General features: G+C 61.5%; 14 protein-coding genes. 5 read left to right on the forward strand and 9 right to left on the reverse strand.

Annotated elements, in window-relative coordinates:
- From Q4P21_RS11305 to Q4P21_RS11315, 3 genes are all read left to right on the forward strand, one after another.
- Positions 1 to 675: MFS transporter (locus Q4P21_RS11305; RefSeq protein WP_303388870.1), on the forward strand; the 675-nt coding region annotated here is incomplete at its 5' end.
- Between the two features lie 154 nt (positions 676 to 829).
- Positions 830 to 1,138 carry a hypothetical protein gene (locus Q4P21_RS11310; protein WP_303388871.1) on the forward strand — a complete coding sequence of 103 codons (309 nt, stop codon included), beginning with the start codon at positions 830 to 832 and terminating at the stop codon, positions 1,136 to 1,138.
- 163 nt (positions 1,139 to 1,301) lie between these two features.
- Positions 1,302 to 1,460 (forward strand): hypothetical protein, encoded by a 159-nt coding sequence (locus Q4P21_RS11315; protein WP_303388872.1) that lies wholly within the window; start codon positions 1,302 to 1,304, stop codon positions 1,458 to 1,460.
- 243 nt (positions 1,461 to 1,703) lie between these two features.
- Here Q4P21_RS11315 and Q4P21_RS11320 read toward each other — a convergent pair whose 3' ends face one another.
- Positions 1,704 to 3,176 (reverse strand): TIGR01777 family oxidoreductase, encoded by a 1,473-nt coding sequence (locus Q4P21_RS11320; protein ID WP_303388873.1) that lies wholly within the window; start codon positions 3,174 to 3,176, stop codon positions 1,704 to 1,706.
- 110 nt (positions 3,177 to 3,286) lie between these two features.
- Here Q4P21_RS11320 and Q4P21_RS11325 point away from each other — a divergent pair, with 110 nt between their 5' ends.
- Positions 3,287 to 6,958, forward strand: coding sequence for a TM0106 family RecB-like putative nuclease (locus tag Q4P21_RS11325; RefSeq protein WP_303388874.1), 3,672 nt, complete (start codon positions 3,287 to 3,289; stop codon positions 6,956 to 6,958).
- Between the two features lie 16 nt (positions 6,959 to 6,974).
- Positions 6,975 to 7,616, forward strand: a complete 642-nt coding sequence (locus tag Q4P21_RS11330) for a DUF1345 domain-containing protein (protein ID WP_369598895.1) — start codon at positions 6,975 to 6,977, stop codon at positions 7,614 to 7,616.
- A gap of 15 nt (positions 7,617 to 7,631) precedes the next feature.
- Here the strand turns inward: Q4P21_RS11330 and Q4P21_RS11335 are convergent, their stop codons facing one another.
- The 8 genes from Q4P21_RS11335 to Q4P21_RS11370 form a co-directional block, all read right to left on the reverse strand.
- Entirely contained in the window at positions 7,632 to 8,927 is a 1,296-nt protein-coding gene (locus Q4P21_RS11335) for a M18 family aminopeptidase (protein ID WP_303388875.1), read from the reverse strand.
- A gap of 22 nt (positions 8,928 to 8,949) precedes the next feature.
- Entirely contained in the window at positions 8,950 to 9,648 is a 699-nt protein-coding gene (locus Q4P21_RS11340) for a response regulator transcription factor (RefSeq protein WP_303388876.1), read from the reverse strand.
- A gap of 22 nt (positions 9,649 to 9,670) precedes the next feature.
- Positions 9,671 to 10,975 carry a sensor histidine kinase gene (locus Q4P21_RS11345; protein WP_303388877.1) on the reverse strand — a complete coding sequence of 435 codons (1,305 nt, stop codon included), beginning with the start codon at positions 10,973 to 10,975 and terminating at the stop codon, positions 9,671 to 9,673.
- 35 nt (positions 10,976 to 11,010) lie between these two features.
- Positions 11,011 to 11,931, reverse strand: coding sequence for an ABC transporter permease subunit (locus tag Q4P21_RS11350; protein ID WP_303388878.1), 921 nt, complete (start codon positions 11,929 to 11,931; stop codon positions 11,011 to 11,013).
- Positions 11,928 to 12,881: an ABC transporter ATP-binding protein gene (locus Q4P21_RS11355; protein ID WP_303388879.1), complete on the reverse strand. Its 954-nt coding sequence runs from the start codon at positions 12,879 to 12,881 to the stop codon at positions 11,928 to 11,930. The genes Q4P21_RS11350 and Q4P21_RS11355 overlap by 4 nt, the downstream gene beginning before the upstream one ends.
- A 229-nt stretch (positions 12,882 to 13,110) precedes the next feature.
- Complete coding sequence (locus Q4P21_RS11360) at positions 13,111 to 14,310, reverse strand: MFS transporter (RefSeq protein ID WP_303388880.1); 1,200 nt, start codon at positions 14,308 to 14,310, stop codon at positions 13,111 to 13,113.
- 48 nt (positions 14,311 to 14,358) lie between these two features.
- Positions 14,359 to 16,041 carry an ABC-F family ATP-binding cassette domain-containing protein gene (locus tag Q4P21_RS11365; RefSeq protein ID WP_303388881.1) on the reverse strand — a complete coding sequence of 561 codons (1,683 nt, stop codon included), beginning with the start codon at positions 16,039 to 16,041 and terminating at the stop codon, positions 14,359 to 14,361.
- Positions 16,042 to 16,220: 179 nt separating this feature from the next.
- Positions 16,221 to 19,436: an NPCBM/NEW2 domain-containing protein gene (locus tag Q4P21_RS11370; protein WP_303388882.1), complete on the reverse strand. Its 3,216-nt coding sequence runs from the start codon at positions 19,434 to 19,436 to the stop codon at positions 16,221 to 16,223.
- Positions 19,437 to 19,514: the final 78 nt, after the last annotated feature.

Raw genomic sequence — 19,514 nt, forward strand, 5'->3', positions numbered from 1 at the left:
ACTGTCGATGAGGCACCCCGAAAACCTACAAAACCGGCCAAACGGCATGGTGCCTGGCGTGCTTTGCGTCTTGCCAGCCACAATCCCCGCGCACTTTTTGCCCTTGCGGCTGTCACCGGCGGGCACGCCATCATGGTTGGCGTCATGGTCATGACCCCTGTTGCCATGAATGAGCACGGCCACGCGCTGGAGATGATCGGCATTGTCATCAGCCTGCACATTTTGGGCATGTACGCGGCCAGCCCGGTATTTGGTTGGCTGGTGGACAAACTGGGCAGCGTGCCCGTCATTTTCATTGGCTACGGCATTTTCCTGGCAGCCATCACCATCGGCGCGATCGTCTCTGACAGCAGTGATCCCTTGCCCATGTCCATTGCCTTGACCACATTGGGCTTGGGCTGGTCGGCGTGCCTAATCGGCGGCTCGTCCCTGCTCAACGAGTCGGCACCAGACCACCTTCGCGTCCCCCTTCAGGGCGCCAATGACATGATGATGAACTTCGGGGCAGCCGGTTTGGCCGCCTTGGCAGGCCCGGTCCTAGCACTGGGCGGCTTCTTCTGGGTGAATATGATGGCCCTCGCCGTGCTGGCCGTCATGGTGTTCTTTGGCCTGCGTGCCGTGCATCCGACACCCAGGGACGTCCTGTCTGAAAGCGTTTCTGACAGGGTCGGCTAGCTCGCTGTTACCAGTGAAACAGGCTGGCCGCCTGTGATGCACCAGTTCAGGTCACTCGCAGTATCGATTTTCGTGTCGCTTTGCTCCTATCGGAACCCGGCATGGGTGGACGCAACAGCTTCCCCGATCGCCCGTTAGAGGTCAGGATTCAGTCATGACAGAGAAATCCGTTCGTCGCGTCATCCGTCTGTTTCCTGACTACGGCCATCGGTGGCCGCTGTGGGAGAACAGCACTGCCGAGCGACCAACAAAATACACAATGGAGCCCGCGGACTTTGGGCTGTCACAGAGTCTCACACTCCGACTTCGCACATGGTACGACGCCTGGGATGCCGAGAACTTGTACGACGGTGGTTGGAGCTCGCCTGACAACGAAGCAGCTTGGAACGCGGAAGGCGCCAGTATCGCCGAGCAACTTCGTGCAGAAGTCAAAGCCTTCGCTGACGTGGAATACCACGAGTAGAAGCCAGCGTCTGTAAACGACATCGTCAGCGCCCGTTCAAGGTTCCTTTGTGGGACGTTAGTGTCTCTTTTAGAGACGTGCGTGATAGTCCTCGTACTTTGGCCCTAGTCAGGTAATAGGCGAGCTAGCAATTGTTCTTGGTAGCCCCGGATAGGCTCTGTTGATGAATAACCTCGAGCAGCGCAAACCCTCCATTAATTTGCGCGTGGACTGGGCCATTGTCTGCTGTCTGCTTCTCGGCGTCATGGTGGTCATGGCGTCTGGGATGGGCTGGATATTGGCCATTGGATCGGACATCGGGTGGGCCAATGGAAGGTTTTAGAGGGGCCACCAATCAGCTCGATCCGTCTCGTTCAGGGGTTCCCGGGTGGAACGGTGGACACTGCGTGCTCAGACACTTGGGAATGCGACAGTTGACCCAGATGCTGCAGATCGCCTCGCAGACCACGACTGCACGCATGGATCTCACGCACGCCGTTCCCACACGGAACAACCACCCGTTCCATTCAGTCCGGACCCACTAGGTCGCGCCAGCGGCGGGCGCCGGGCACTGGGGATGCATCGGCTACTCCCCGAGGATGTGGCGCAGGGCGGTTTCCAACTCCGCGTGCCTGAAGCTGTAGCCGGAGGCCTGGACCTTATCCGCGGACACCCGTTGGTTGGCCAGCGCCAATTCGGCGGCGCCTTGGGCTCCCAGCAGCAGCTTTGGCCCCAATTCCGGAACCTTGAACCCGGAAGGGCGTTTCAGCACACTGCCCAGAACACGCGCAAATTCACCCGCGGTCACCGGATGCGGGGCCACGCCGTTCAGCGCTCCAGCCGCACTGTCCGTCAGGGCCGCGTGCACGAAGATGCCGGCAATGTCATCGATCCCCACCCAGCTCTGCCATTGTTTCTCACCCAGTGGCCCCCCGGCCCCAGCCAGGTACAGCGGAAGCAGCCGCTGCAGGACCCCGCCACCCGCGGAAAGAACCAGCCCGGTGCGGACGTTCACCACCCGCACACCCGCTTGCACAGCAGGCGCGCAGGCAGCTTCCCAGTCCTGGCAAACAGTGGCCAGAAAATCAGTGCCGGGCGGGTCCGATTCCACCAGTGGGCGCGGACCTGCTGCAGAATCATGCGGTTCGGCACCGTAGTACCCCACGGCGGAACCGGACACCATGGTGCGCTGCACGCCGTCGGACGCCAGCTCTGCCAAAGTTTGAGCCAGCAGCCGCGTGCCGAGAATCCTGCTTTGCCGGATGGCCTCTTTATTGGCGTCGGTGAACCGCCCACCGATGGGATGGCCGGCCAGATGCACCACGGCGTTGCATTGCGCCAGGGCCGCGGAGTCAACCAAGCCGGCATCGGGATCCCAAAAGATCTCGTCAGCGGCCTGTGGCACCCTACGCACTAGTTTCAGCACCTTATGCCCGCCACCGCCCAGCAGCGCGCACACTTGCCGGCCAATCAGCCCCGACGCCCCGGACACGGCAATCGTCAACGGCTCAGCGGAATGGGCGTTGTGAAAGGCCAAATCCCCGAGCAGCTGCCGTTCCCGGAACGCAAACATACGCTCAAGTTCCGCATTCATTCGCTTGTACGCCCACTCGCCGCGGGCCAGTGCGGGCAGCTCATAGTGCACTTCGTCCACCATGACAGTGGTGCCCGGTTCCTGCCCGTCACTGAATTTGTGCGTGTGCGTCCACGCCGACAAAGGGCCCTTGTCCATGACGTCGGTGAAGCTCGACCCCGGCACCAACTCCGTGTGCAGGGCATCCCATCTCAGCTCTGGCCTCGTCCAACGCTTGCCTGCCAAAGCAGCGGGGAGGAGACCGCGCAGGCTGCCTGCGGCAGATCCGAGCCACATTCCAATGCCGCCTGGCGCACCCACACCCATGGCCGCCGTCGAGCCGACATTGATGCCGTCGCTCGGTTCTGCCAAAACTGCCCCAAAGAACGACGGCGTGAGCCTCACCAAGGCGCCTGGCCGGGTAAACCACGCGAACACCTGATCGCGTGGAAGGGGAACGGATGTGGTGTAGCGAAAAATGCCCATGGCAGCCTCCAAAGTGGATTTGAAGTCCATCCTGCCCTATCGCGGGGACAAAGTGTCAGTGCGGCTTGCTAGATTCAAGGTGCTGCACAACTCGTATGGAAGGCAACACCATGTTTCTCCTTGATTCCCCCGCTGGCGGCGAGGCCCCGCTGATTTTTTCGGCGTCGGACCTGGTGACGGCCAGCGAGTGCCAGTATAGGTCGCTGCGGATCCTTGACGAGAAGCTGGGCCGTGCGCCGAAGCCGGGTTTCGCGAAGGACGAGATGATGGAACGTGCCGCCGAACTCGGCGACGCCTTTGAGCGTAAAATCCTTGATGAGTATGTGGCCAAGTTCGGTAAATGGAACAAATCCGCGGGCACCGGCGTGACGGTTGTGGAACGCGGTGAGCTGACATGGGCCGGCCTTGAGGCCAAGCGCGAAGAAACCCTTGGGGCACTGCGCGCCGGGGCCGACGTCGTTTTCCAGGCCACGTTCTTTGACGGCTCACTGGTGGGTTTCGCGGATTTTCTGGTGCGGCAGGACGACGGCTCCTACGCCGTCCATGACACGAAACTGGCCCGACATGCGAAGGTCAGCGCGCTGCTGCAGCTGGCCGCCTACGGGGACCAGCTGCAAAAATACGGCATTCCGCTGGCGCCCGTCACAAAGTTGATTCTGGGCAACCGCAAAGAAAGCCCCCACCCCATGGCGGACCTCCTGCCGGTGTTCCGAGAACGGCGAGACAATTTCCTGGACTTCACGGGAGCCCACAGAGCGCAACCACAGCGCGTTGAATGGCTGCAGGAGGGTGTACGTTACTGCGGGCGCTGCGACTATTGCAACGAGCAGGTTAGGGAAACCGGGGACTTGCTGCTCGTCAACGGCATGACCGGCTCGCAGCGCCGCAAACTCATGGCGGAAGGTGTCCCCACGATTGACGCGCTGGCCGCCATGCCTGAAGGGAAGGCCACGGGCCCGCTGGCCAGATTGCGCGACCAGGCCCGCATGCAGCTCGGATTGGAGACTGGTGTCCAGACTGTCGCTGCAGGTGCTGGGCCCGACGCGCACGAGGTCAGCTACAAGGTGCTTGACACTGTCAGTACGATTCCAGCACCCAGCGCAGGCGACATCTTCTTCGACTTCGAAGGCGACCCGCTGTGGCAGGACCCCGACAATGACACAAAATGGGGCATCGAGTACCTGTTTGGCTCCATTGAGGCCCCTGCTCCGGGTACTTCCGACGGTACGCCGAAGAATTTTGTGCCGTTTTGGGCGCATTCGCGGGCCCAGGAGCGTGAGGCGTTCCTGAAGTTTGTGGCCTACGTTGAAGCCCGGCGTGCCCACCACCCGGACATGCATGTCTATCATTACGCGCCCTACGAGAAATCGGCATTGCGCAATCTGGCCATCCTGCACGGAGACAAGACTGCGGAGGACACCGTGGACAACTGGCTGCGGACCGGCCTACTCGTGGACCTGCTGGACACCGTGCGCCAATCTGTACGAATCTCCGAGTCCTCATATTCAATCAAGAAGCTGGAACCGTTTTACATGCCTTCCGGCCGCGTGGGCGATGTGACCAATGCCGGCGCCTCAGTGGTGGCCTACGCGCATTACTGCAAGGCTCGCGACGCTGGACTGGCCGGGAACGCTGTTCAGGCAGCCGAGGCGGAGACCATCTTGGCGTCCATCTCCGCCTACAACGAATACGACTGCCTTTCCACGCTGCGCCTGCGCGATTGGCTGCTGAAAATCGGCGCCGCAAAGGTGGTGGGCAGCTGGACCAAAGGCAGCGGAAAACTGCCCAACCCGGACGACTCGACACCCAAGTCAAGCAGCTACGAGCCCAGCGACGGCGAACTCAAGCTGGACGCCTGGATTGCTGGGCTCCAGGCACAGGACACCTCACACAAACTGACGAATGATGAGAGCGCCATCGCCATGGTGTCCGCCGCCGCCAGCTACCACCGGCGCGAGGACAAGCAGTTCTGGTGGGGGCACTTTGACCGGTTGGAGAAGGGGCCCGAATCTTGGGCCGAGGAACGCAATATGCTCGTCGTTCAGGAAGTTGAAGTGATTGAAGACTGGGCCAAGGCGACACCCAGGGCAAGAACTGAAACCCGGACGTTGAAGATCACCGGCACAGCAACTGAGGGATCAGACTTCCGGGCAGGCACATCATGGTTTGGCATGATAGCGGCCCCGCTTCCAGAGGGATTGGGCGGAGATGCGCAGATACCGCCGCTGCGTGACGGGCTCTTCAACGTCACCGTCGAAGAAGATGTCTCAGACCCCGCCGCACCCGAGCTCACAACACTCATCGTGAAGGACAAGTCCTCCCTGAAGGTGCCTGCCTACAATCAGCTGCCCATGGCGCTGACCCCGAACCAGCCAATCGCCACCAAAAGCATCCGCGAAGCCCTGGCAACTTTGGCGCAGACCGTGGGAAGCAATCTGCCGCACCTGCCTGCTCACCCGGGCATTGAAATCCTGCGCAAGTCAGCGCCACGGCTGGCCGGCGGCGGCCCGCTGCCCTCCGCCATCGTGCATGGGGACGGGCACAGCGTGCAGGAACACGACTACATCACCGCCATCACTGCGGCCGTACAACAACTGGACCACTCCTACCTTGCCGTCCAGGGCCCGCCCGGGACGGGGAAGACCCATGTGGGCTCGCACGTCATCGCGAATCTGGTGAAGCTGGGCTGGAAAATTGGAGTGGTGGGACAGTCGCACGCGGTGGTGGAGAACATGTTGCGTGCCGCCATTGGCAAGGCTGGTGTGGATCCGGAGCGGGTGGGCAAGAAGCTTGGCGTCCCGCATGACGTGCCGTGGAAAGTCACCGATGACAAGGCGTTCGGCAAGCTTCTGGGCTCCGCGGAGGGTGCGCTTATCGGCGGAACCGCATGGACCATGACGGGTGCCAACGTCCCTGCCGGGTCCCTTGACCTGCTCGTGATTGACGAGGCCGGCCAGTACTCCCTGGCCAACACGCTGGCCGTGGCACAATCCACCCAACGACTGCTGCTGCTCGGCGATCCGCAGCAGTTGCCACAGGTCACACAAGGCTCCCACCCGGCCCCCGTGGACGAGTCCGCGCTTGGCTGGCTCTCCGCCGGCCACGCGACGCTACCCGAAGAATTGGGGTACTTTCTGGCCGACTCGTGGCGCATGCACCCCGCATTGTGTGCCCGCGTATCCGCGCTCAGCTACGAGGGCAAGCTAAAGTCCGCGCCTGCTGCTGGAGAACGCCAGCTCGAGGGCAAGTATCCCGGCGTGGAAACCGTCTTTGTTCAACAGGAAGAGGGCAGCACCAAGGAGAACAAGCAGTCTTCCGCCGAGGAAGCCGCCGAGGTGGTGGCCCAGGCCACGGCCCATCTGGGCTTGCGGTGGACTCCGGGGGCCGGTGAAAAACCACGCCCATTGGTGCAGGAAGACCTTCTGGTGGTCGCAGCCTACAACGCCCAGGTGCACTTGGTACGCGGCGCTTTGGACAGCGCCGGATTGTCCGGCGTCCGGGTGGGCACCGTCGACAAATTTCAGGGCCAGGAGGCTCCCGTTGTGCTGGTGACCATGGCGTGTGCCGATCCCACAGGAGCCCCGCGCGGCATGGAATTCCTATTGAACCGGAACCGCATCAACGTCGCTGTTTCCCGCGGCCAGTGGCGGGCTGTCATCATCCGCTCCCCCCAGCTGACGAACTTCATGCCCGGAAAGCCGTCGGTCATGGCTGAACTGGGCGCGTTCATCGGTTTGTGCACAAGCGCGGCTGACACAGGTCAGGGAGCCATCGTGGCATGATCGCACCATGGACCACGTGAGTACCGCCCGAACGCGGCACCGCCAGCTTCGTCTCACCGGCATGGTGGTGTGCGGCGCCGCCGCGACGGTGTTGACGGGACTGCTGGGCGCATGGATTTATGCCCCTGCTGTCGGCTGGGCTGTTGCGGCGCTGATTTACAACACCTGGGTATGGCTGAAGATCGCCCCCATGGATGCCGCGCAAACTGCAGCCCACGCCCTCCAGGAGGACCCGGGGCGACGAACGTCCGATCTGCTGATTTTACTGGCAGCGCTGGGTTCCCTCGCCGCCGTCGCGCTCGTCATGGTGGGCAGCAAGGACGTGACTGGAGCGGCACGTCTGTTGTTGGCACTGCTCGCCATTGGCTGCACCGCCATGTCCTGGCTCATGGTGCACACCTTGTTCACGCTGCGCTACGCCGAGATTTACTACAGTGACGAACCCGGCGGCATTGGCTTCAACCAGGAAGAGCCACCCCAGTACACGGACATTGCCTATATGGCCTTCAGCGTGGGCATGACGTACCAGGTTTCGGATACGAACATCACCACACGAGCCATGCGTTCGGCGGTGCTGCGGCACAGCCTCCTGGCCTTCGTGTTTGGCACGGGCATTCTGGCCACCACCATCAACCTCGTGGTCAGCCTCGTCGGCTAGACTCCCGCACCAAAGCTAGACGACCGCGCTAAAGAATGTTTCGGCGATGCGCGCCAGGTGGTGTGGATCGGCCACACCACACAGTTCCCTGGCGGAGTGCATCGACAGCAGCGGCGTGCCAACATCCAAAGTGCGAATGCCCAAGCGCGTGGCGGTCAGCGGACCAATGGTGGAGCCACAGGGAACATCATTGTTCGACACAAATTCCTGGTAGGGCGCACCCGCTGCCGCGCACAGCTTCGCCCAAACCGCGGCCCCCACGGCATCCGTGGCGTAACGCTGGTTGGCGTTGATCTTCAGCAGCGGGCCACCGTTGAGGACAGGATGGTTGGCGGGGTCGTGGCGTTCCGAGTAGTTGGGGTGGACAGCGTGACCGGCGTCCGCTGAAATACACAGCGAATTGGCAAAGGCACGACGGCGGTCGCTGGCACTGGCTCCCAGGGAGTCAGAAACCCGAACCAGAATGTCTTCAAGAATGGGTCCGCACGCCCCTGAGCGGGAACCGGAACCAATTTCTTCATGATCGAAGGCCGCCAGGACGGGGATCTTCGGACCCTGTGCCCCTTCCTTGTGGTTTGCGCCATCGCTGGCGGCAGCAATGAGTGCCACCACGCCAGCATGGACGGATGTCAGGTTGTCCATCCGTCCGGAAGCAAAGAACTCATTGTCGGCGCCGAAAACCTGGCCTGGTGCAGTGTCCGCCACCATGATGTCGTAGCCACCAATATTCTCTGCCTGCACCCCGGCCTTGCCCGCCAACAAGCCGAGGAGATCTTCATTGGCAGGGTTGCCCTGTCCCCAAATCGGATTCATGTGACCCTGCCGGTCGAGCTTGAGCCCGTCGTTGGCACTTCGGTCAAGGTGGATGGCTAGTTGCGGGAAGCGCAACAGGGGCCCTGTGGCCACGAGTGTTTCCGTGCCATCGACGTCCACCAGCCTGCCGGCAAGTTGCAGTTCCCGATCCAGCCACGAGTTCAGCAGCGGTCCGCCGTACACCTCAACCCCTGCCTGCAACCAACCGAAACGGCCTGTGGTGGGTTTTGGCTTCAGCTTGAAGGAGGGCGAGTCCGTGTGTGCGCCAAGAATGTTGAAACCTGTAGTTGCCGTTGCTGTTTCCGGTACCACCCAGGCGATGATGGCGCCGTCGCGGATCACGAAGAACTTGCCGTGAGTTGGCCATGCCTCGACTTCGGCCAACTGTGTGAATCCGGCCAGCGCAAGGCGCCGCCCGGACTCGTGTGCAGCATGAAAACTTGAAGGCGAAGCGGCAATGAAGTCGCGAAGGTCCAGGATGTGCTCACCGATCGTCATGACTTGATTCAATCATGAAGCCTCAGTAGTCAGGGTTGCTGGGGATGACAAGGCCTGTTTCGTAGGCGTACACCACCACCTGCACTCTGTCCCGCAGGTGCAGCTTCGTCAGGATCCGGCGCACATGCGTCTTCACGGTCGCCTCGGAGAGGAAGAGCTCGTGGGCAATTTCTGCATTGGAGTGCCCCTGGGCAATGCACTGGGCCACCTCGAGCTCACGCGGTGTCAACTCGCCCAACAACGGATCGGGATGATGCGCCGGGCGGGGCGGCCGGTTGCGGACAAAGTTCTCCAACAGCCGCTGGGTGACACGCGGGGCCACGACGGCATCCCCGCTGGCCACCAACCTCACCGCTTGAACCAGCTCCGCAGGCGCAACATCCTTGAGCAGAAAGGCACTGGCGCCCGCTTGCAACCCGGCAAAGGCGTACTCGTCCAGGTCAAAAGTGGTCAAGATGATGACCCGCGCCTCAGAACGGGATGCACTGATGCCCTCCGTCGCGGCGATGCCGTCCATATCAGGCATACGGACGTCCATGAGCACCACATCGGGGTCCAGCCGTTCCACCGCTGCGAGGGCCTCACGGCCGTTGGAAGCCTCACCGACCACGTGGAGATCTTCCTCCCCCTCAAGAATCAGCTTGAACCCCATGCGCAGCAGCGGTTGGTCATCGACAAGCAGAACCTTGATAATGTTCCTGCTCACGGAATCCTGTTCCATATGTCCTCCCCGAAAAGCTCACTCATGAAGTGCCGACGCCTGGATGCAACACTGCCTCAACCATCCAACCACCCTGCGGCATCGGGCCGGCCTCAACAGTTCCAGCGTATATTCCGGCACGTTCACGCATGCCGGAAATGCCGTTACCTGTCCCCATGTGAGCATTCGGGCCCATGAGCCCACTCAACGACCCGTGCCCGTTGTCATTGATGCGAACGAAAAGCTCATCACGGTTGAGGTTGTTCTCAATTTCCACCCGTACCCGCGACACGGCGGTGCCGTAACGCAGAACGTTCGTCAATGATTCCTGCACAATCCTGTAGACCGTCAGCGCAAGTGCCGGGTCATGGGGCATTGGTGGCCCGGACTGGGTGAAGGTCAGCGGCAAGCCCGCCTGCCGAAAGCCTTCAATCAAGGCTCCCATGTCACTTTGATGCGGCTGTGGGCTCAAGCTGGTGCCACCTTCAGCACGCAGCACACCCAAAACCCTGCGCATGTCGGTCAGAGCCGTGCGCCCGGTTTGTGAGAGCTGCCCCAGCACCTCCCCCGCCTTGACCGGGTCGCGTTTGAGAACGACGGCGGCCCCATCTGAAAGTGCCACCATGACGGTAAGCGAGTGGGCCACCACGTCATGCATTTCACGGGCAATCCTATTGCGCTCGGCCACTGAGGCAAGTTGGGCGTTCCTGACAGCCCATTGGCGAAGCTCGGCATCGTGTTGGCGCGCGCTTCGCACGGAAGCGCCTATTCCTGCGGCAATGATGTTTGCCAGCAGCATCATAATGGCAGAAATGATCTTCGTTTGCTCGGCTGTGGGTCCCTCGGACACCAACAGGTCATTGGGGAATCGGTAGAAAAAGAACGTGAAAATGGTCAGCGGGATGCTCGACGCGACAGCAATGGGAAAGCTGAGCAACGGACGGTAGTGGACTGCTGTGGTGTACAGGGCAAACCAGATGCCAACGCCAATGTTTCCCGAACCGGTCACCAGTGAAATATTAATCAGCTCAAAAACGGAAATAACGACCAGCACGGTCAGCGGCTTGTCCCGGCGGAACATGAGCACCACGGCTGTGGCCAGCACGACGACTGCGTGCACGCCGAGGTTGGTGACCGTCCAGGCAACGCTGATGAGACTTGCTGAACTGATCAACAGATACACCAGCACCACAAGCACATCCATGATGCGCGGATGGTGGTAAAAGTAGGTTCTGAATACGCCGCGGCGGCGGGCCGCGAACTCCTCGGCCCGCCGTTCTACGGATGGTGATTCGACGGGGGGCGCGGCCGTTCGTTGCCCGACCCCCGCCTGGCTTTGTGTACGCATGTTCCTGTCCTCAGTGGCCAGGCACGGCACGGGTTCTAGATGTCACGGTTCTTGAACGAGACGATGGCCGGAACTGTGATGACAACAATCCAAGCGAGGAAAATCAGTCCGCCTGACAGGGGGCTGATGAAGGCAGCCTTGTCACCAATCTCCAGCATGCGTCCGCCAGCCACACTGGGTATGTACTGGCTGACGTACTTCCAGAAGTCTCCAGGGACCAAGCCCAGCAGTGAGGTGGCGATTTCCAGCAGGAAAAACAACGCCACCAAGACCACGATGCCAGCGGCCGCACTGCGCAAAAGTGTGCCCAGCGACAGGCCAATGACAGCTACTCCTGCGACGTAGACCCCGCCCAGCAAAATACTCCGCAGCACACCATCCATGTCCAGCGACATGTTGATGTCATAAATCCCCAGAATGGGTATTGACACCAAGAAGGTGACAAAGGCTGCCACCAGCGTCAGAACGTAGGAAACCACCACCAGAACAATCGCCTTTGCAAAGAACACCGGCAGGCGCTTGGGTACCGCCGTCATGGTGGAGCGGATCATGCCTGTGCCGAATTCTGAGGCGATCAACAGCACCGCGAGGGCACCAAGGACCAGGATCCCCAGTTGCAAACCAGCAATGGGCGTGCCGTAAATGTTCAAGCCTTGCTGATTGGCTGCGGCTATGGCCTGGTCAATGGTCATTTTGGGGGCACCAGTGGTCGGCAACTCACGCCCGGGCGGACCCGCAGGGCCGGCTGCGCCAAATTCCATGATGCCCTGCACCACCATCCCGCGCACCCAGGCGGCAAAGGCTCCCACTCCCACCATGGCGACAAAAGTGAACAACAGCAACAGCTTCGTGGAGCGCAGCGAACGGAATTTGATCCACTCGCTGCGCAGCACTCCCATGAATGTCAGGGAACCGCCGGCAACGTGCGCAGGTGCGGAAATTTTCGTGGTGCTCATCGTTGGGGCTCCTTCGCGGTGGCCGGGGCTGACGCGTCGTTGGAAAAGTCCTGCGAGTGGTACTCCACTGCATCCTTGGTGAGGTTGAAGTACGCATCTTCCAAGGAGGTTGTCAGTGGCGTCAGTTCGTAGACCAGCACCCGGTTCTCCAGGGCTGTAGCGGCAATCTGGCGTGAGTCGAGCCCCGTCACCTCAAGCGTCTCATTTTCATGGCACTCAACGCGGACACCATTGTTACCCAGCAATTGACTCAACTTGGTCACCTCCGGCGTGCGCACGCGGACCTTGGCCTGTTGGGTGCCTGCCAGGATCTGGGCGATGGGGGCATCGGCAATGATCTGCCCGCGGCCAATCACAATGAGGTGGTCTGCCGTTTGCGCCATTTCACTCATCAGGTGCGAGGACAGAAACACCGTTTTGCCCTGCCCGGCCAAGTGCTTGGCCAGATTACGCACCCACAGCACGCCTTCGGGGTCCAACCCATTAACCGGCTCGTCCAAGATCAGCGTCTGTGGGTCGCCCAGCAGTGCCGAGGCAATGCCCAGCCGCTGTCCCATGCCGAGGGAGAAACCGCCAGCCTTCTTCTTGGCGACGGCGGCCAGCCCCGTCATGTCGATGACTTCGTTGACGCGTGCGGTAGGAATGTTGTGCGTCGAGGCAAGAGCCAGCAGGTGGTTGTAGGCACTTCTGGAGGTGTGCACGGCCTTGGCGTCAAGGAGCGCGCCTACCTGGTGCAATGGGTCGCGGTGGTCAGCATACTTTTTCCCATTGACGGTGACACTGCCTGCGGTGGGCTTGTCCAAGCCCACGATCAGGCGCATCGTGGTCGACTTTCCGGCGCCGTTCGGTCCCAGGAATCCTGTCACAATGCCCGGCTTGACGGTGAAGGAAACACCCCCAACAGCCATCACGGCGCCGTAGCGCTTGGCCAGATTTGTTGCCTCAATCATGTGGACTTCCCCTTTTGGCGGTCGCCGGGTTGTTTGGGCCATGATTGTGGCCCTCGTAGCGAATCTACATCTACGGTACGCAATAGCGGCGCCATTTTCTTCTACCTCAGGGATGAATCAGGGTTCATTCCGGGTAGTCCAAACGGATGACCCAATAGTTTTGGCCTTTGCCGCCGCTGGTTGCTGGCAGCACTCATGGTATATATCCCGAACAGCATACTTACACGCCTCAGCGGGTAGCTCGGTCCAGGCCCGGTTGGGGAAGCGGCTTGGCTGCAGGCACCGTCAGAATAGATGCCACAATGGCCACCACGATTGCCAGCAGGGCCCAGCGGATCGTCACATGGTCACCCAAGAAGCCCAACAGCGGCGGGCCGCCAAGAAACGCCACGTAACCCACCGTTGAAACTACGGATACACGTGCGGCGGCTCTGGCTGGATCATCGGCAGCTGCGGACATGCCCAGTGGGAATCCCAAGGCCGCACCGGCACCCCAGAATACCGCGCCGAGACCTGCCAACAGCATGTTCGGGGCGACGACAAACAACACAAGGCCCAGCAATGCGGCCCCGAGGCTGCCGAACAACACCCGGACTCGGCCATAGCGGTCAACAAAGCGGCCACCGAAGAACCTGAACAAGGTCATTGAAGCGACGAACACGGCGAACATGATGGCCCCGCCGGCTTCTGTGGCCCCCATGCCGTCAACGGTCGCCTTGGCAATCCAATCATTGGCCGCCCCTTCGGTCAGGGCAGCGCCGAGCACTACCAATCCCACCAGAAGAGTGCGGCTTTCGCGCCAAGCACTGCGCCCTTTGGATGCGCCAGCCGGTGTCCGGGTTACCCCATGCACCAAGGTCTCCTCCGGCAGGAACATGCTGGGTACAAAAATCATGGCCACCACCACGGCGATGACAATGGCCAACAAGTGCACTGACATGCTCACATGCAACGCTGACAGTCCGGCACCCACAAGGGCCCCGACAAGGGCACCTCCGCTAAAGCCACCGTGGAACTGCGGCATGATGGTCTTGCCCAGTTGGCGTTCAACAGCCGCACCCTCAATATTTTGCGCGACGTCCCACAACCCGATGCCCACGCCGAAGAAGAACAGCCCCACGGCAGTGAACGGGACATGGTGCGCGGACAGCGCCGCAGCAATAATGAGCCCACCAAAAGAGGACGTGAAGCCGCCCACCCGGATGGTGCTGGCCGTTCCGATCCGCCCCACGACCGTCCCCGCCAACGGCAGGGCAATCACAGATCCGGCGGCGATCGTCAACAACAGCAGGCCCATTTCCCCAGCCGCCAGCTCAAGAATCCTTGTGACTGCTGGAATTCGGGCAGCCCAACTGGCGAACACGAAGCCGTTGATGGCAAATACGGTAAAGGTGGCAAAGGTCGCACGGCGGATTATTTGTTGGGTCATGGTGCACTTACTCTATAGTTCAGCAGTTCAGGGTGGCGTTGCGAAGGCTTAGCGGGCACGCTCGACCCGTTTTTCATCCCAAACAGGTTCTTCAGATTCGTAAACTTTGCCATCGGAGCCAAAAACCAGGAATCGGTCGAACGATCGGGCAAACCAGCGGTCATGGGTCACGGCCAGCACTGTGCCTTCAAAGGAGTCGATGGCTTTTTCCAGCGCCTCGGCCGAGTGCAGATCCAAGTTGTCGGTTGGTTCGTCCAGCAGCAGCAGTGTAGCCCCGGAAAGTTCCAGCAGCAGAATCTGGAACCTTGCCTGCTGCCCGCCTGAGAGGGAGTCGTACTTTTGCTCGGAACTGGACGCCAGGCCGTAGCGGTCAAGGGCACCTGCGGCAGCTTCGCGACCCAATCCGGAACGGTGTTCATCGCCGCGGTGCAGGATGTCCAGCAGCGTCCGGCTCAAAAGGTCCGGCCGGGCGTGGGTCTGGGCAAAGAATCCCGGGCGGATGCGGGCACCAAGCTTCACGGAGCCCTCATGGGGCACGTGGGCAATTTCGACGTCGGACACCGGTTCGTGCTCTTTGTCCGGGTCGGAACCGCCCGCCGCAAGCAGGCGCAAAAAGTGTGACTTTCCGGAGCCGTTGGAGCCCAGCACGCCAACCCTGTCGCCAAACCAGACCTCCGTGCTGAACGGTTTCATGAGGCCTGTGAGCTCCAGCTTGGTCGCCACGACGGCACGCTTGGCGGTGCGGCCGCCCTTCAGCCGCATCTTCACGTTTTGCTCGATCGGCAGGGCCTCCGGTGGGCCCTTTTCCAGAAATTGGGCCAACCGCGACTGGGCCGCCTGATACCTGTTGGCCATGTCGGAACGGAAAGCTGCCTTGGTCTTGTACATGTTGACGAGTTCCTTGAGCTTGACGTGCTCCTCGTCCCAACGCTTCCGAAGCTCTTCAAACCTTGCGTTCCTGTCCTCCCGCGCCTTTACGTACGACTCGAATCCGCCGCCGTGCGTCCAGCTGGAGGCACCGTTGATGCCCGGTTCCAACGTGACAATTCTGTTCGCGGCATTCGCCAGCAGCTCGCGGTCGTGGCTGACGAACAGCACCGACTTGTTCGACTCGGCCATCTTGGCTTCAAGCCAGCGCTTGCCCGGCACATCAAGGTAGTTATCGGGCTCATCGAGCAGCAATACCTCGTCGGGCCCGGCGAACAAGGCTTCCAGGACCAGGCGCTTTTGCTCGCCGCCGCTGAGGGAGGCCGCCTTGCGGTATTGCGCCGTGTAGAAGTCCAGGCCCATGGCAGCCATGGTGACTTCGTCCCAGGTCGTTTCCATTTCATAGCCTCCAACGTCGCCCCAGTCCGCAATGGCTTGGGCATACGCCATTTGGCTGGGTTCGTCGTCGCGCTCCATCATGGCCAGTTCCGCGTCGTCAACGGCTTTGCCCGCCGCGGCAATATTCGCCGAGGAGACGGAGAGCAAGAGGTCGCGGACTGTGCTTTCGTCGCGGACCTGGCCCACGAACTGGCGCATGACGCCCATGCTCCCGGAACGCGACACGGCACCCTCATCTGCCTTGATGTCCTGGCAGATAATGCGCAGCAGGGTTGTTTTGCCCGTGCCATTCGGGCCAATCAGGGCCGTCTTGGTGCCGTCGGAGACGCGGAAGTTCACCCCGTTGAGGAGCTGGCGGCCGTCGGAGAGAAAATAGTCAATGTTTGCAACGTCAATGTGTCCCACCCTTTAAGTCTCCCATCCCGGGAGGCCGACGTGCACCGCTTGTGTAGGGACGCGTGACGGCGACTCCGGTTGAAGCACCAGGGGCCCTTCCGCGTTCTGCAGAAGGGGCCCCTGGTCTTGCTACCCGGCATTTGCCGCCCGGCCTTCACTTGCCTCTCAACACCGGGCTGTGCTGCTTCTTATGCCCGACGGCGGCGGGTGATTACCAGCGCCACACCACCTCCGAGCACCAGCAGCAAGGCGATGCCTGCCGGCAGCATGACCTTGGCACCGGTGCTGGCAAGGTCATTGCCCTGCCCGGCGTTGCTGCTGCCGGCGTTATTGCTGCCGTTGTTGCCGGCGTTGTTGTTGTTGCCTGCAGAGCTGCTGGGCTTGGACGTTTCATTGACGGGAGGGTCAACCGTTGCAGCCGTGACCACCATCGCCGTCCGGGCCACAACACTGCCCCCGGACTCCAACCTCAACTCATGCGCACCAGCAGCAAAACCCGCCGGAACGCTTACCTTCACCGACGCAGTTCCATCCTCGCCTGCCTTCACCACTGCCAGCTTCACCGGCGCCGAATGAATCCACAGTTCGTAAGACTCACCCGCAACCAAATCCTTGGCAGAAACCGTGAACTCAGCACCAGCAACCACAGAAGCAGGTGCAGACAGGGACGGTGCACCAGGATCAGCTGTCTCCACCGGAGCCACAACAGCATCAACCGTTGAGACCGCAACCAGACCAGCCTTGTCCGTGGCACGGTAGGAAACCGAAACACCGGCATCCCCCGCAACAATCGCAGCAGAATAGGCCTGCCACGTGCCCCCTCCATCAATGGAGAACTCCACCGAAGCAACACCCGAACCCGAATCAGCAGCCACCACCGTGACAGTGCGCGCATCCGCATCAACAACCGCCGAAACCGTCGGCACCTGCGTATCCACCTTGACGATGATCGATTTGGCCGGTTCACGGTTGCCTGTGGCGTCCGTGGAACGGAAATCCATCGCGCTCTCGCCCTCCGGCAATGCCAGGGGTGCCGCATAAACTTCCCAGCCCCCGTCGTTGAGGCGGTACTCAGTAGAGGCCACCTTGTCATTGTCGGTTGCACCAAGCGTCAACGTCGTGGCGCTGGTGTACCAGCCGGAGGCCGACGGCTTGCCCGAGAACGTCGCCGTGGTCACCGGTAGTTGGGTGTCTGCCTCGGCACAGACGACCTGCGGACTGCCCCAGTCACCGTGGGCACCGTTGATGTTGCCGCCGGCCGGCGGGTCAACGTGGAGTTCCAGGGTCTTCGCCCCGGACACATCGAGACTGACGGTTTGGGGTGCTGTGCCCGCACCGGAGGGTGCGGAGATCCAGCGCTTTTCGCCGTCCGTCCATACGGAGAAGACAACGGTTCCGGTAAAGGGGTCCTGCATGAACGCATCGGAGCTGAAAGCGCTGCAGTTTCCGGCCAGGTCATAGCTGACTGTGGAGCTTGCATGCACACCCAGGCCCTTTGCATAGACCGGCTTCTTGCCCGTGGCCGGATCGGTGTAGTTCGCGGTCAGCGGCACATCCGCGTCGGAGGCGTTGTCCTTCACGCCGGAATCGATGCCGATGACCCCGTAGCCCACGGACGCGCTCGTCCAGGAAAGGTCGGAGAGCCAGTTGGTGCCCGACGGCGGAATGGCCGGCAGTGCGTCCACCGTGCTGGTGGCATCGCCCGGGACGGAGAAGATCTGGTGCAGCGGGTTGTCCCCGCAGGTGTCCAGTGTCGCCGCGGCCCCTCCCGGCGTGCCTACGCACAACGCCGCCGAATCGCTGATCAGCTGGCCGTTCTTTTTGTACCCGAAGCTTTGGTTCTCGGCTCCCGTGCAGTCTTCCAGCACCAAATCGGACCCGCGGATTCCGTCACCGCCAACAGTGGCGCACTTGTCCAACACGTGCAGGCTGCGGTTGTTCCCGCGCACGAAGCGCTGGGCTTCACTGCCGTTGCAGTTTTGCAGCGTCACGGCGGCACCGGCCGTGGCCGCTGCTGCCGAAGCATCAAGGCAGCGGCTCTCAGTTGGGGCCATGATCTGCCCGGAAGCGGCACCAAAGGCTGCGCCGGCTACAGGCTTTACCCGCAACAGTTCGGTCGCATGGGCACCGAGGACGGCACTGAAATCACCCGTCGTGGTGCTCTTTTCACCGGTCCACACGTTGGTGACTTCGTATCTTCCGCCCGTCGCAAAACCAAGCTTGGCCGCCGTCGTACTGACCGTGGCGCTTGCCCCGGAACGGTTGAACAGGCTCACCGCAAAGGTGCCGTCAGACAGGGGGCGGTACATGACCTCGGCCGTGCCGTCGCTGCTGACAAGGGTTCCCTGGATCCCGGCCGGGTCCTGGTCAATGGCGAGCATGCCGGGATGTTTGAGCTCGGCCAAGAAGCTGTCCGGGATGGCGGTGATGTCCGTGCTGAGAATCAGCGGGGAGGCCATCATCGACCACAGTGAGAGTTGGGTGCGGGCCTCCACGGGGCTCACGCCGGCGTTGCCGCCAATGATGTAGTCCGGATCATTCCAATGCCCCACCGAGGCGAAGCGCTGGATCGGCTTGTTGTAGTCGTAGTTGCGCATGATGCCGGGCCAGCGGCTGGTGCTCGGGTTGGCCGTGTTGTAGACATCGATGTCCCATGATTCACGCCAGAGTTGACTCATATCCCCGGACCAGTCCATGACGGAGTACCAGGCCGGCAGCTTGGCCGGGATGGAGAAGTAGGCAGGTGCAGAGTTGGACAGGACCATGGGTCGGCCGCTGTTCTTGATCGCCTCGGCTTCCTCAAAATAGATCCGCTTGTAGGTTTGTTCCTGCGTTTCACCGGCGACGGAAGGGACGTTGCAGCCGTCCATCTTCACGTAGTCAACACCAAATTTGGCGAACAGCTTCATGTCCTCGTCGAAATGGCCGTAGCTGCCGGCGTAGTCGCCTCCGGAGCAAGTCACCACCCCGGAGTCCTGGTACAGGCCGAACTTCAGACCCTTGGAGTGTATGTAGTCTCCCAGCGCCTTCATGCCCGACGGGAACGTTTCCGCACGGGTTTGCAGGTCCCCGTTGGCGTCCCTGTCCTTTTGCATCCAGCAGTCGTCCACCGTGACGGTGTCGTAGCCGGCCTTGTCCAGGCCCTTGGCCACAATGGCATCAGCCTGGTCCCTGAAAAGCTGCTCGTCAATGTCGCACATGTAGTGCGCCCAGTTGTTCCAGCCCATGGGTGGGGTGACGGCGTTGGTGTAGTCCGCATCTGCGGGCGGGGCCGTTACCGCACTTGTGTCAGCGGCCGGAGCGGCCATTGCCGGTGAGGCGAGCACGCTCAACGGAAGTGTTGCCGCTCCCAGGAGCACCGTCATGGCAAGTGCCGCGGAGCGATGTTTTTGCGTCCATCTCATAGAATCGAGCCTTATCTTTATTCTTGTTGATGTAAAAACAAGGGGTGCCGGTTCGCGGGGCAGTATGTCTGCTCCTGC

The sequence above is a fragment of the Arthrobacter sp. genome, assembly GCF_030540645.1.
GTDB lineage: Bacteria > Actinomycetota > Actinomycetes > Actinomycetales > Micrococcaceae > Specibacter.